The organism is Bifidobacterium angulatum DSM 20098 = JCM 7096, assembly GCF_001025155.1.
Classification (GTDB): domain Bacteria; phylum Actinomycetota; class Actinomycetes; order Actinomycetales; family Bifidobacteriaceae; genus Bifidobacterium; species Bifidobacterium angulatum.
The window spans coordinates 1680747-1691910 of the sequence record NZ_AP012322.1 but is presented as its reverse complement, the minus strand read 5'-3'; the positions used below and the strand labels follow the sequence as shown (position 1 = coordinate 1691910).

Sequence of the window (11164 nt, the reverse complement as noted above, 5' to 3'; positions counted from 1 at the left end):
GGCAATGGCGGGACAGAAAATCCGCATCAGGCTTAAGTCCTATGACCACGAGGTCATCGACCAATCGGCGAAGAAGATCGTCGAAACGGTGACGAACGCGGGCGCAACTGTTGTTGGCCCCGTTCCGCTGCCGACCGAGAAGAACGTTTTCTGTGTTATTCGTTCTCCTCATAAGTACAAGGATTCTCGCGAGCACTTCGAGATGCGCACGCACAAGCGTCTTATCGACATCGTGGACCCGACCCCTAAGGCCGTGGATTCCCTGATGCACATCGACCTGCCCGCAGATGTCAACATCGAGATCAAGCTGTAAGGGAGGAGGAACCGCTATGTCGCAAAGAGCAGATCGTAAGGCCCTGCTGGGCAGGAAGCTCGGCATGTCCCAGGTGTGGGATGAGAACGGCTTCTTCGTTCCCGTCACGCTTGTTGACGTGTCCACCAACGTGGTGACCGCCATCAAGACCGAAGAGACCGACGGCTACACCGCAGTCCAGATCGGCTATGGCCAGATCGACCCGACCAAGGTGACCAAGCCGCTGGCTGGCCACTTCGCCAAGGCTGGTGTTACCCCGCGTCGTCACCTCGTCGAGGTGCGCGAGGACAACGCCACCGAGTACGAGCTGGGTCAGGAACTCACCGCTGAGGTGTTCGAAGAGGGTGCTGAGGTCGACGTGACCGGCACCACCAAGGGTAAGGGCTTCGCCGGCACCATCAAGCGCTGGGGCTTCAAGTCCTACCGTCGTACCCACGGCTCCCACAAGAACGAACGTCGTCCGGGTTCGGTCGGCGCTTGCGCAACCCCGAGCCGTATTCTGAAGGGCAAGCGCATGGCTGGCCGCATGGGTCATGTGACCTCCACTGTGCAGAACCTCACCATCGTTTCCGCGGATGTTGAGAACGGCGTTCTCGCCATTAAGGGTGCCATCCCCGGCCCCAAGGGCGGCATCGTTCTCGTCCGTTCGGCAGTGAAGGGAGCCTGATAAATCATGGCAAACGTTACTCTGAACGTCACTGACGCCAAGGGCGCCAAGACCGGCACCGTTGAGGCTCCTGCTGAGATCTTCGGCTTCTCCGCCGAAGAGGTGCGAGCTCACGTGCCGCTGATCCACCAGGTTGTGGTGGCTCAGCTCGCCGCTGCTCGTCAGGGCACTCACGCCACCAAGACCCGCGCCAATGTTTCCGGCGGCGGCAAGAAGCCGTGGAAGCAGAAGGGCACCGGTCGCGCACGTCAGGGCTCGATTCGCGCTCCGCAGTGGTACCACGGCGGTGTCGTGTTCGGTCCTCAGCCGCGCGATTACTCCCAGCGCACCCCGAAGAAGATGAAGGCCGCAGCCCTCAAGTACGTGCTGTCCGATCGCGCTAACGCCGATCGCATCGCAGTCGTTGACTTTGCTGTCGCCGACGCTCCTTCCACCAAGGCCGCTGTTGCTGCACTGACCCCGATCACCGAGAACAAGTTCACCACCGTCGTGCTCACTCGCGACAACGTGAACGAGTGGCTCTCCGTGCGCAACATCCCGACCGTTCACCCGATTTTCGTTGATCAGCTCAACACGTACGACGTGGTCACCGCGCAGTACGTCGTCTTCTCCAAGGAAGCCTTCGAGGCTTTCGTTGCTGCGAAGACCGAGCCGAAGGAGGCCTGATTTAGATGGTCGCTATTCACAAGCCGGCACACGACGTGATTCTTAAGCCCGTCGTTTCCGAAAAGAGCTACGCCGCTTCCGATCGTGGTCAGTACACCTTTGTGGTGGCCCCGAACGCGAACAAGGTGCAGATCAAGCAGGCTATTGAAGAGATCTTCAACGTCAAGGTGACGAAAGTCAACACCCTCAACCGCGCCGGCAAGCGTCAGCGCACCCGCACCGGTTTCGGCCAGCGTGCTTCCCAGAAGCGCGCCATCGTGACCGTCGCCGAGGGCCAGACGATCGACATCTTCGGTAACTGAAGGTTAGCCGAGAAAAGTTAAAGGAAGAACTACATTATGGCTATCCGCGTATATAAGCCGACGACTGCAGGCCGCCGCAACGCGTCCGTCTCGGACTTCTCCGAGATCACGCGCTCCACGCCTGAGAAGTCGCTGGTTCGCAAACTGTCCAAGACCGGTGGTCGCAACTCCTACGGCCGCATGACTTCCCGTCATCGCGGTGGTGGCCACAAGCGCCAGTACCGTCTCATCGACTTCCGTCGTTGGGACAAGGATGGCGTGCCCGCCAAGGTTGCACACATCGAATACGATCCGAACCGTACCGCCAACATCGCCCTGCTGCATTACGCAGACGGCGAGAAGCGCTACATCATCGCGCCGAAGGGCATCAAGCAGGGCGACGTCATCGAGACCGGCGCTCAGGCTGATATCAAGCCGGGCAACAACCTGCCGCTGAAGAACATCCCGACCGGTACGATCGTTCACGCCATTGAGCTCCGCCCGCTGGGCGGCGCGAAGATCGCCCGCTCCGCAGGCACCTCCGTGCAGCTCGTGGCTAAGGACGGCGCCTACGCCCAGCTGCGTATGCCGTCCGGCGAAATCCGTAACGTCGACGCCCGCTGCCGCGCTACCGTCGGCGAGGTCGGCAACGAAGAGCACGCCAACGTGCAGCTCGGCAAGGCCGGTCGCGCTCGTTGGATGGGCAAGCGCCCGATCACCCGTGGTGAATCCATGAACCCGGTCGACCACCCGCACGGCGGTCGTACTCGCGGTGGCAAGCCGCCGGTTTCCCCGTGGGGCAAGGGTGAAGTTCGTACTCGCCGTCCGAAGAAGGCTTCGAACAAGATGATTGTCCGTCGTCGTCCGAACGGTAAGAACCGCAAGTAAGGAAGGTCGAGAAGATGACTCGTAGCATCAAGAAGGGCCCCTTCGTCGACGCCCACTTGCAGAAGAAGGTCGACGAGCAGAACGAGAAGGGCACCCACAATGTCATCAAGACGTGGTCCCGCCGTTCTATGATCACCCCTGACTTCATCGGTCACACCTTCGCCGTCCACGACGGACGCAAGCATGTGCCGGTGTTCGTCACCGAATCCATGGTTGGCCACAAGCTCGGTGAGTTCGCCCCCACGAAGACCTTCAAGGGTCACGTGAAGGACGACAAGAAGGCCCGCCGCTAAAGGAGAGAATGACTTATGGAAGCTAAAGCAATCGCTCGTCACGTCCGCGTGACGCCGCGCAAGGCTCGCCGCATGGTCGACCTCATCCGAGGCAAGCAGGCGACTGAAGCCATCACCATTCTGAAGTTTGCTCCGCAGGCCGCGTCCCTTCCGGTTCGCAAGGTCCTGGAGAGCGCTATCGCCAACGCTCGCGTCAAGGCCGAAAGGGCTGGCGAGCCGTTCCGCGAGAACGAACTGGTCGTGAAGGAAACCTACGTGGACGAAGGCGTGACGCTGAAGCGTTTCCGCGCCCGTGCCCAGGGTCGTGCCGCTCGTATCAACAAGCGCACCAGCCACATCACGGTCGTCGTTGCCAACAAGGAAGGAGACCGCTAAAGATGGGTCAGAAGATTAATCCCTTTGGCTATCGCCTGGGTGTTACTGAGAACCATCGTTCCAAGTGGTTCTCCGATTCCAACAAGGCCGGCGAACGCTACCGCGACTTCGTGCTCGAGGACGATAAGATCCGCAAGGAAATGAGCAAGGATCTTGAGCGCGCTGGCGTGAGCAAGATCGTGATCGAGCGTACTCGTGATCGTGTCCGCGTGGACATCCACACCGCTCGTCCGGGTATCGTCATCGGCCGTCGTGGCGCCGAGGCTGAGCGCGTTCGCGCCAAGCTGGAGAAGATTACCGGCAAGCAGGTTCAGCTCAACATCTTCGAAGTCAAGAACGCCGCGCTGGACGCCCAGCTCGTCGCTCAGGGCATCGCTGAGCAGCTGACCAACCGCGTGACCTTCCGTCGTGCTATGCGCAAGGCCCAGCAGGACGCCATGCGCGCCGGTGCCAAGGGTATCCGCATCAAGCTCTCCGGCCGTCTCGGCGGTGCGGAAATGAGCCGTTCCGAGTTCTACCGCGAGGGTCGCGTTCCGCTGCAGACCCTGCGCGCCCTGATCGATTATGGCTTCTTCGAGGCCAAGACCACTTACGGCCGTATCGGCGTGAAGGTCTGGATCTACAAGGGCGACATGACCGAACGTGAGTTCGAAGAGCAGCAGGCACAGCAGAACAACCGCTCCGGCCGTCGTGGCGATCGCCGCCCGCGTCGTGGCAACCGTTCCGCAGCCAAGCCGCAGACCGCTGAGGCTCCTAAGGCCGAAGCCGCTGCCGAGGCTCCCGCTGCCACGGAAACGAAGGAGTGAGCAAGAATGCTTATCCCAAAGAGGACTAAGTACCGCAAGCAGCACCGCCCGGTTCGTACTGGCATGTCCAAGGGCGGCAACGAGATCAACTTCGGTGATTTCGGCATCCAGGCTCTGGCACCGGCCTACGTGACCAACCGCCAGATCGAGGCTGCTCGTATCGCCATGACTCGTTACATCAAGCGTGGCGGCCGTGTGTGGATCACCATCTTCCCGGATCGTCCGCTCACCAAGCATGCGCTCGGTGCTCGAATGGGTTCCGGTAAGGGCGCCCCGGAATTCTGGGTTGCCAACATTCACCCGGGCCGCGTGATGTTCGAGATCGGTGGCGTGTCCGAAGACGTCGCTCGCGAGGCTCTGCGCCGCGCAATCGACAAGCTCCCCATGAAGTGCCGTGTGATTGCACGTGAAGGCGGTGACATCTGATATGGCAGTCGGAACCGAAGAGTACTCCATCAAGAATCTCAACGAGAAGACCAACGCGGAAATCGAAGGCTTCCTGAAGAAGTCCAAGGAAGAGCTGTTCAACCTGCGCTTCCAGTCCGCCACCGGTCAGCTCGACAACACGGCTCGTCTCAAGGCCGTCAAGCATGACATTGCCCGCATGTACACTGTGCTGCGTGAGCGTGAGCTTGGCATCACCGCTGAGCCGGCCGCTGAAACCGTTAAGGAGAAGTGAACATGGCAGAAGAGCGCAACTTCCGCAAGGTTCGCCGCGGTTATGTCGTGTCCGATAAGATGGACAAGACCATTTCCGTGGAGCTTGAGAAGCGTTCGACCCACCCGCTGTACGGCAAGGTCGTTCGTTCCACCAAGACGGTCAAGGCCCATGATGAACACAACGAAGCCCATGTTGGCGACCTCGTGAGTATTATGGAAACTCGGCCTCTGAGCAAGACCAAGCGTTGGCGTCTCGATAGCATTATCGAACGCGCCAAGTAAATAAAAGTTCGGCAAGGCTCGCCGTACACTGGGCGCAGCAAGTACACCTCTAGGGGTGTTGCTATTGTGGCCATCTGGAAAGATGGTCACTTTGCTGCGCCCAGTGTGCGGGGAGAACCAGCTCGGCTAAGGAGAATCAATGATTCAGCAGGAAACGCGGCTTCATGTCGCCGACAACACGGGTGCCAAGGAACTCCTTGCCATCCGCGTGCTCGGTGGATCGAAGCGACGCTATGCCGGCCTGGGCGACGTCATCGTCGCCTCGGTCAAGGACGCGATCCCTGGCGGATCGGTCAAGAAGGGCGACGTTGTCAAGGCAGTCGTCGTTCGTACCGTCAAGGAGCACCGCCGTGCGGATGGCTCCTACATCAAGTTCGACGAGAACGCTGCGGTTATTCTCGGCTCCGGCCGTGAACCGAAGGGCACTCGTATCTTCGGACCGATTGCTCGTGAACTGCGCGATAAGCGCTTCATGCGCATTGTGTCCCTCGCCCCGGAGGTGATCTGATATGGTAGCCAAGATCAAGAGCGGCGACCTGGTCAAGGTCATCCGTGGCAAGGACCGCGGTAAGGAAGGCACCGTTACCCGCGTGCTCTCCAACGATCGTCTGATCGTCGAAGGTGTTCAGATCGTCAAGAAGCACGTGCGCGCCACCCAGCAGGGTCAGCAGGCAGGCATCGTCTCCGTCGAGGCTCCGATCCATCGCTCTAACGTGATGCTGATCGACCCGGAGACCAAGAAGCCCACCCGCGTTGGCGTGAACGTCAAGGAAGAGGCTCGCGACGGCAAGGTCAAGACCGTGCGTGTGCGCGTTGCCAAGAAGTCCGGAAAGGAGCTGGCATGACCGACACCACTACCGTCGAAGCGCCGGCAACTCCGCGCTTGAAGGTGCAGTACAACGAGCAGATCGTGCCTGAGCTGGAGAAGGAGTTCAAGTACTCCAACCCCATGCAGGTCGCACGTGTGCAGAAGGTCGTCGTCTCCATGGGCGTCGGCGCTGCAGCCCGCGATTCCAAGCTCATCGAAGGCGCAGTCAAGGACCTCACCGCCATCACCGGCCAGAAGCCGAAGATCACCAAGGCCAAGAAGTCCGTCGCACAGTTCCATCTGCGTGAAGGCCAGGCCATCGGTGCATACGTGACCCTGCGTGGCGATCGTATGTGGGAGTTCCTGGATCGTCTCCTGACTCTGGCTCTGCCGCGTATCCGCGATTTCCGCGGCATCAACGGCCACCAGTTCGATGGACAGGGCAACTACAACTTCGGTCTCACCGAACAGTCCATGTTCCACGAGATCATCCCGGACGAGATCGATCACCAGCGCGGTATGGATATCACCGTGGTGACCAGCACCAAGGACGACAAGGAAGCTTACGCTCTGCTTAAGCACCTTGGCTTCCCTTTCAAGGAGAACTGATATGGCAAAAACCGCTCTGAAGAACAAGGCGGCCGCTAAGCCGAAGTTCAAGGTGCGCGCTTACACGCGCTGCCAGGTCTGCGGTCGTCCTCATTCCGTGTATCGTAAGTTCGGCCTGTGCCGCATCTGCCTTCGTGAGAAGGCACACCGCGGCGAGCTGCCCGGCGTTACGAAGTCCAGTTGGTAAACATCGACGCTGAAGGTCCGCGGCTGATTCTCCGATAGGGGATAGGCGGCGGAAACCACGGCGAGAAAGGGCACTAGCCCACAATGACAATGACAGATCCGATCGCAGACATGCTTACGCGTCTGCGTAATGCGAGCGCGGCAAAGCACGAAACCGTGGATATGCCGTACTCCAAGTTCAAGGCGAACATTGCCGCGATTCTGAAGCGCGAAGGCTTTATCAAGGACTTCACCGCCAAGGAAGCACGAGTCGGCCAGACTCTTGAGGTCACCCTCAAGTACGGCCCCAACGGCGAACGTTCCATCCAGGGTATCAAGCGCATCTCCAAGCCGGGCCTGCGTCGTTACGCAAAGTCCGATTCCCTGCCGATGCCGCTCGGTGGCCTTGGTATTGCAATCATCTCGACCTCGTCGGGACTGCTGACCCAGAAGGAATGCCTCGACCGAGGCATTGGCGGCGAAATCGTCGCTTACGTGTGGTGAGAAAGGAGAGCTGAAACATGGCATCGCATATTGGTAAGCTCCCCGTCACCGTTCCTGCTGGCGTGGAAGTCAAGATTGAAGGTCAGAACTTCTCGGTTAAGGGCGCTAAGGGCTCCGATTCCTACGTGATTCCTGAGGGCATCACCGCTGCCGTCGAAGGCAATGAAATCGTCCTGACCCCGGCTGACGATCAGCGCACGACTCGTGCAATGCACGGTCTGAGCCGCTCCATCATCGCCGGCATGGTGAAGGGTGTGCACGAAGGCTACACCAAGACCCTGGATATCGTCGGCACCGGTTACCGCGCCGTCGCTAAGGGCAAGGGCATCGAGTTCTTCCTCGGCTACTCCCACACCATTACCGTGAACCCGCCGGAAGGCATCGAGTTCGAACTGCCGAACCCCAACCAGGTGATCGTCAAGGGCACCGACAAGCAGGTTGTGGGTCAGGTTGCTGCGAATATCCGCAAGCTGCGCGCTCCGGAACCCTACAAGGGCAAGGGTGTCAAGTACACCGACGAGCGCATTCTGCGCAAGGCTGGAAAGGCTGGTAAGTGATATGAGCGTAGCTATTCTCGGAAAAGGCAAGAAGGTTGCTCTCAAGCGCCGTCACGCACGCATCCGCAAGCACATCGCTGGTACCGCCGAGCGTCCGCGCCTGGTGGTCACCCGTTCCAACCGTCACATGGTCGCCCAGATTGTGGACGACACCAAGGGCATTACCCTGGTGTCCGCTTCCACTCTGACCGCTGAATTCGCTGGTTTTGAAGGCACCAAGGTCGAGGCCGCCAAGAAGGTCGGCGAGCTGGTTGCCGAAAAGGCCAAGGCCGCTGGCATCGACAGCGTCGTGTTCGACCGTGGTGGCAACAAGTACACCGGTCGTGTCGCAGCTGTTGCTGAAGGCGCCCGTGAGGGAGGTCTGGCACTGTGAGCGAAGAAGTGAAGGAAACTCAAGTGGCTGAAGAGACTCAGAACACTCAGGCCGCTCCGGCTGAAGAGAAGTCCAACGACGATCGTCGTGGTGGCCGTCGCGGCCAGCGTGGCGAAGGCCGTCGTGGTGAGCGTCGCAACCGTCGCGAAGAGAACAAGGGCGACGAGCTCCTTGATCGCGTTGTGACCATCAACCGCGTGTCCAAGACCCACAAGGGTGGTCGTACGTTCAGCTTCGCCGCCCTCGTGGTGGTCGGCGACGGCAACGGCACCGTGGGTGTCGGCTACGGCAAGTCCCGTGAGGTCCCGGCTGCTATCGCCAAGGGTCAGCTGGACGCCAAGAAGCACATGTTCAACGTGCCGCGCGTGCGTGGCACCATCACCCACCCGGTCATCGGTCATGATGCCGCAGGCACCGTTCTGCTGCGTCCGGCCGCTCCCGGTACTGGTGTAATCGCCGGTGGTCCGGTGCGCGCCGTCATGGAGTGCGCTGGCATCTCCGACGTTCTGACCAAGTCCATGGGTTCGCCCACCGCGATCAACATGGTGCGTGCGGTCGTCGACGCCCTCAAGCAGCTTGAGGAGCCGGAGGAGATCGCTGCTCGCCGTGGCCTGTCCCTCGAGGAAGTTGCTCCGGATGCTCTGCTGCGCGCTCGTGCAGCCGGCATTGCCGAAGCTCGCAAGGCTCGCGAAGAGGCTGCCGCTGAAGCGAAGGATGGTGAGTGATTCACATGGCTAAGAACCTGAAGATTACTCTGCACCACGGTCTCGTGAACCGTAAGCCGAACCAGCGTGCGACTGCACAGACCCTCGGCCTGCGCAAGATCGGCCAGACTGTTGTCCGCGAGGACACTCCGGCTGTGCGCGGCATGGTCAATGCGCTTCGTCACCTGGTCACCGTTGAGGAGGCTGACTGATTATGGCAGATAACGAAATTCTGCAGATGCACGATCTGAAGCCCGCCCCGGGCGCCAAGAAGGACCGCATTCGTGTGGGCCGTGGTGAAGGCTCCAAGGGCAAGACCGCTGGTCGTGGCGCTAAGGGTCAGACCAAGCGTACGCACGTTCGTCCGGGCTTTGAAGGTGGCCAGCTGCCGCTGTACATGCGCCTGCCGAAGCTGCGTGGCTTCAAGAGCCCGTTCAAGACCGAATATCAGGTCATCAACATCGCCAAGCTTGCCGAGTTCTTCCCGGAGGGTGGCGAGCTGACGGTGGCCGATCTGGTTGCCAAGGGCGCCGTCCGCGACGGCTACCCGGTGAAGGTCCTTGGCGATGGTGAGACCACCGTCAAGTACACGCTCAAGGGCGTGAAGGCTTCCGCCTCCGCCAAGGCCAAGATTGAGGCCGCAGGCGGTTCCATCTCCGAAGACTGATTGAAGTTTTCGGTAGTGTGATACGAATATGGCTCCCTTGTCTTGTACAAGGGAGCCATATTCGTTTTTTTGTGAGATGTGTTCACACGAAGTAGACACTGTCGACTATGCTCGTGCGTTAGTGAATTGCATTTGTTTTGTGGTGTGTCAATTGTGCGCCTAACACCATAAGGGAGGAATCTAGGTGAGGACGTTAATCCAGGCCTTGAAGACGAAGGAACTGAGGAAGAAGATCCTCTTCGTTCTTTTCATCATCATTATCTATCGCATTGGCTCGTTCATTCCTACCCCGGGTGTGGACTACAAGGTCGTGCAGAAGTGCGTTACCACGCTGTCCGGCAATCAGGAGAACTTCATCGGACTTGTCAATCTGTTCTCCGGCGGCGCCATGCTCCAGTTGTCCATCTTCGCACTGGGCGTTATGCCGTACATCACCGCGTCCATCGTCATCCAGCTGTTGCGTGTGGTGATTCCTCGCTTCGAGGCGCTGCACAAGGAAGGCCAGTCCGGTGAGACCAAGCTGACCCAGTACACGCGTTATCTGACCATCGGACTTGCAGTGCTGCAGTCCACCACCATTCTCGTCACCGCTCGCTCCGGCGCACTGTTCAACTACCAGTGCTCCCAGGTGATCCCCGATGGCTCTGTATGGAATCTTGTGGTCATGGTCATGATCATGACCGGCGGCACCGGCCTTATCATGTGGATGGCCGAGCTCATCACCGATAAGGGCATCGGCCAGGGCATGTCCGTCCTGATCTTCATGTCCATCTGCTCCGGCTTCCTGCCCCAGCTGTGGGAGATCGGCTACGGTACCAACGGCAAGAACGGCGATTGGGGCAAGTTCGCCATCGTGGTCTCCGTGCTGGTGGTCATCCTCATCTTCGTCGATTTCGTCGAACTGTGCCAGCGCCGTATCCCGGTGCAGTACACCCGCCGTATGATCGGCCGTAAGATGTACGGCGGCTCCTCCACCTACCTGCCGCTGAAGATCAACATGTCCGGCGTTATCCCGCCCATCTTCGCCTCCTCCATCCTGGCCATCCCGACGCTGATCGCACAGTTCGGCAATTCCGACCAGTCCTGGGTCAAGTGGATCAACGCCAATCTGGCCAACACCACTTCGGTGTGGTACATCGCGCTATATGCACTGATGATCGTGTTCTTCTGCTTCTTCTACACGTCGATCACGTTCAACCCGGACGAGACCGCCGACAACATGAAGCAGTACGGCGGCTTCATTCCCGGTATCCGTGCAGGCAGCGCCACGAGCCGCTACCTGACCTACGTGATGAACCGTCTGAACACCGTCGGCGCCGTGTACCTGCTGTTCGTGGCGTTGATTCCGACTGTACTGATCATGGCGTTGAACCTCAACGCCAAGCTTCCGTTCGGTGGTACGACCATCCTGATCATCGCAGGCGTCGGCCTTGATACGCTGCGCCAGGCGAAGGCTCAGACCGAGCAGTTCCAGTATGCTGGTTTCCTGTTCGAAAACACCGATCATAAGGAAGGCAAGTGATAGGTCGACTCTGACCTAGCCTTT

The 11164-nt window shown here is 59.7% G+C and carries 22 protein-coding genes; all 22 read left to right on the top strand.

The features are described 5' to 3' along the window. Positions 1 to 4 precede the first annotated feature (4 nt). The 22 genes from rpsJ to secY all read left to right on the top strand — a co-directional run bounded on the left by rpsJ (position 5) and on the right by secY (position 11140). Positions 5 to 313, top strand: coding sequence for a 30S ribosomal protein S10 (gene rpsJ, locus BBAG_RS06845; protein WP_003827292.1), 309 nt, complete (start codon positions 5 to 7; stop codon positions 311 to 313). Between the two features lie 16 nt (positions 314 to 329). Further along, entirely contained in the window at positions 330 to 980 is a 651-nt protein-coding gene (gene rplC, locus BBAG_RS06840; RefSeq protein ID WP_003827290.1) for a 50S ribosomal protein L3, read from the top strand. A gap of 6 nt (positions 981 to 986) precedes the next feature. After that, positions 987 to 1646: a 50S ribosomal protein L4 gene (gene rplD / locus BBAG_RS06835; protein ID WP_003827289.1), complete on the top strand. Its 660-nt coding sequence runs from the start codon at positions 987 to 989 to the stop codon at positions 1644 to 1646. A 5-nt stretch (positions 1647 to 1651) separates the two neighbouring features. After that, positions 1652 to 1948: a 50S ribosomal protein L23 gene (gene rplW, locus BBAG_RS06830; RefSeq protein ID WP_003827287.1), complete on the top strand. Its 297-nt coding sequence runs from the start codon at positions 1652 to 1654 to the stop codon at positions 1946 to 1948. Between the two features lie 36 nt (positions 1949 to 1984). Further along, positions 1985 to 2815 carry a 50S ribosomal protein L2 gene (gene rplB, locus BBAG_RS06825; protein ID WP_003827286.1) on the top strand — a complete coding sequence of 277 codons (831 nt, stop codon included), beginning with the start codon at positions 1985 to 1987 and terminating at the stop codon, positions 2813 to 2815. A 14-nt stretch (positions 2816 to 2829) separates the two neighbouring features. Continuing rightward, entirely contained in the window at positions 2830 to 3108 is a 279-nt protein-coding gene (gene rpsS / locus BBAG_RS06820) for a 30S ribosomal protein S19 (RefSeq protein ID WP_003808025.1), read from the top strand. A 15-nt stretch (positions 3109 to 3123) separates the two neighbouring features. Then, entirely contained in the window at positions 3124 to 3483 is a 360-nt protein-coding gene (gene rplV / locus BBAG_RS06815) for a 50S ribosomal protein L22 (protein ID WP_003827285.1), read from the top strand. Between the two features lie 2 nt (positions 3484 to 3485). Then, complete coding sequence (rpsC, locus tag BBAG_RS06810) at positions 3486 to 4289, top strand: 30S ribosomal protein S3 (protein WP_003827284.1); 804 nt, start codon at positions 3486 to 3488, stop codon at positions 4287 to 4289. A gap of 6 nt (positions 4290 to 4295) precedes the next feature. Next, a complete protein-coding gene (gene rplP, locus BBAG_RS06805) occupies positions 4296 to 4715 on the top strand; it encodes a 50S ribosomal protein L16 (protein ID WP_003827283.1) in 420 nt (139 codons plus the stop codon). Position 4716: 1 nt separating this feature from the next. After that, positions 4717 to 4968 (top strand): 50S ribosomal protein L29, encoded by a 252-nt coding sequence (gene rpmC / locus BBAG_RS06800; RefSeq protein WP_003827282.1) that lies wholly within the window; start codon positions 4717 to 4719, stop codon positions 4966 to 4968. Between the two features lie 2 nt (positions 4969 to 4970). Continuing rightward, complete coding sequence (rpsQ, locus tag BBAG_RS06795; RefSeq protein WP_003827281.1) at positions 4971 to 5231, top strand: 30S ribosomal protein S17; 261 nt, start codon at positions 4971 to 4973, stop codon at positions 5229 to 5231. A 139-nt stretch (positions 5232 to 5370) separates the two neighbouring features. Then, complete coding sequence (gene rplN, locus BBAG_RS06790) at positions 5371 to 5739, top strand: 50S ribosomal protein L14 (RefSeq protein ID WP_003827280.1); 369 nt, start codon at positions 5371 to 5373, stop codon at positions 5737 to 5739. Position 5740: 1 nt separating this feature from the next. After that, positions 5741 to 6076, top strand: a complete 336-nt coding sequence (rplX, locus tag BBAG_RS06785) for a 50S ribosomal protein L24 (protein ID WP_003827279.1) — start codon at positions 5741 to 5743, stop codon at positions 6074 to 6076. Further along, on the top strand, positions 6073 to 6648 hold the full coding sequence (gene rplE, locus BBAG_RS06780; RefSeq protein WP_003827278.1) for a 50S ribosomal protein L5: 576 nt from the start codon (positions 6073 to 6075) through the stop codon (positions 6646 to 6648). Before rplX ends, rplE begins: the two co-directional genes overlap by 4 nt. Before the next feature lies 1 nt (position 6649). Beyond that, on the top strand, positions 6650 to 6835 hold the full coding sequence (locus BBAG_RS06775) for a type Z 30S ribosomal protein S14 (protein WP_003808046.1): 186 nt from the start codon (positions 6650 to 6652) through the stop codon (positions 6833 to 6835). A gap of 83 nt (positions 6836 to 6918) precedes the next feature. Next, positions 6919 to 7317: a 30S ribosomal protein S8 gene (gene rpsH, locus BBAG_RS06770; RefSeq protein WP_003827277.1), complete on the top strand. Its 399-nt coding sequence runs from the start codon at positions 6919 to 6921 to the stop codon at positions 7315 to 7317. 17 nt (positions 7318 to 7334) lie between these two features. Then, the gene (gene rplF / locus BBAG_RS06765) at positions 7335 to 7874 is read left to right on the top strand and encodes a 50S ribosomal protein L6 (RefSeq protein ID WP_003827276.1); all 540 of its coding nucleotides are present in this window, start codon (positions 7335 to 7337) and stop codon (positions 7872 to 7874) included. A 1-nt stretch (position 7875) separates the two neighbouring features. Next, positions 7876 to 8247: a 50S ribosomal protein L18 gene (gene rplR / locus BBAG_RS06760; protein WP_003827275.1), complete on the top strand. Its 372-nt coding sequence runs from the start codon at positions 7876 to 7878 to the stop codon at positions 8245 to 8247. Then, entirely contained in the window at positions 8244 to 8972 is a 729-nt protein-coding gene (gene rpsE / locus BBAG_RS06755) for a 30S ribosomal protein S5 (protein ID WP_003827274.1), read from the top strand. Before rplR ends, rpsE begins: the two co-directional genes overlap by 4 nt. A gap of 5 nt (positions 8973 to 8977) precedes the next feature. Beyond that, the gene (gene rpmD / locus BBAG_RS06750; RefSeq protein ID WP_003827273.1) at positions 8978 to 9163 is read left to right on the top strand and encodes a 50S ribosomal protein L30; all 186 of its coding nucleotides are present in this window, start codon (positions 8978 to 8980) and stop codon (positions 9161 to 9163) included. A gap of 2 nt (positions 9164 to 9165) precedes the next feature. Next, positions 9166 to 9618, top strand: a complete 453-nt coding sequence (gene rplO / locus BBAG_RS06745; protein ID WP_003827272.1) for a 50S ribosomal protein L15 — start codon at positions 9166 to 9168, stop codon at positions 9616 to 9618. 184 nt (positions 9619 to 9802) lie between these two features. Further along, positions 9803 to 11140, top strand: coding sequence for a preprotein translocase subunit SecY (secY, locus tag BBAG_RS06740; RefSeq protein ID WP_003827271.1), 1338 nt, complete (start codon positions 9803 to 9805; stop codon positions 11138 to 11140). Positions 11141 to 11164: the final 24 nt, after the last annotated feature.

Excerpts from the sequence above, each read along its gene's own strand:
- rpmC (WP_003827282.1), top strand. The coding sequence starts at position 4,717 with ATGGCAGTCGGAACCGAAGAGTACTCCATCAAGAATCTCAACGAGAAG.
- rpsS (WP_003808025.1), top strand. The coding sequence starts at position 2,830 with ATGACTCGTAGCATCAAGAAGGGCCCCTTCGTCGACGCCCACTTGCAG.
- rplN (WP_003827280.1), top strand. The coding sequence starts at position 5,371 with ATGATTCAGCAGGAAACGCGGCTTCATGTCGCCGACAACACGGGTGCC.
- rpsQ (WP_003827281.1), top strand. The coding sequence starts at position 4,971 with ATGGCAGAAGAGCGCAACTTCCGCAAGGTTCGCCGCGGTTATGTCGTG.
- rplB (WP_003827286.1), top strand. The coding sequence starts at position 1,985 with ATGGCTATCCGCGTATATAAGCCGACGACTGCAGGCCGCCGCAACGCG.
- rplR (WP_003827275.1), top strand. The coding sequence starts at position 7,876 with ATGAGCGTAGCTATTCTCGGAAAAGGCAAGAAGGTTGCTCTCAAGCGC.
- rpsJ (WP_003827292.1), top strand. The coding sequence starts at position 5 with ATGGCGGGACAGAAAATCCGCATCAGGCTTAAGTCCTATGACCACGAG.
- rpsC (WP_003827284.1), top strand. The coding sequence starts at position 3,486 with ATGGGTCAGAAGATTAATCCCTTTGGCTATCGCCTGGGTGTTACTGAG.
- rpmD (WP_003827273.1), top strand. The coding sequence starts at position 8,978 with ATGGCTAAGAACCTGAAGATTACTCTGCACCACGGTCTCGTGAACCGT.
- rplC (WP_003827290.1), top strand. The coding sequence starts at position 330 with ATGTCGCAAAGAGCAGATCGTAAGGCCCTGCTGGGCAGGAAGCTCGGC.
- rplF (WP_003827276.1), top strand. The coding sequence starts at position 7,335 with ATGGCATCGCATATTGGTAAGCTCCCCGTCACCGTTCCTGCTGGCGTG.
- rplE (WP_003827278.1), top strand. The coding sequence starts at position 6,073 with ATGACCGACACCACTACCGTCGAAGCGCCGGCAACTCCGCGCTTGAAG.
- rplW (WP_003827287.1), top strand. The coding sequence starts at position 1,652 with ATGGTCGCTATTCACAAGCCGGCACACGACGTGATTCTTAAGCCCGTC.
- rplV (WP_003827285.1), top strand. The coding sequence starts at position 3,124 with ATGGAAGCTAAAGCAATCGCTCGTCACGTCCGCGTGACGCCGCGCAAG.
- rpsH (WP_003827277.1), top strand. The coding sequence starts at position 6,919 with ATGACAATGACAGATCCGATCGCAGACATGCTTACGCGTCTGCGTAAT.
- BBAG_RS06775 (WP_003808046.1), top strand. The coding sequence starts at position 6,650 with ATGGCAAAAACCGCTCTGAAGAACAAGGCGGCCGCTAAGCCGAAGTTC.
- rplP (WP_003827283.1), top strand. The coding sequence starts at position 4,296 with ATGCTTATCCCAAAGAGGACTAAGTACCGCAAGCAGCACCGCCCGGTT.
- rplO (WP_003827272.1), top strand. The coding sequence starts at position 9,166 with ATGGCAGATAACGAAATTCTGCAGATGCACGATCTGAAGCCCGCCCCG.
- rplD (WP_003827289.1), top strand. The coding sequence starts at position 987 with ATGGCAAACGTTACTCTGAACGTCACTGACGCCAAGGGCGCCAAGACC.
- rplX (WP_003827279.1), top strand. The coding sequence starts at position 5,741 with ATGGTAGCCAAGATCAAGAGCGGCGACCTGGTCAAGGTCATCCGTGGC.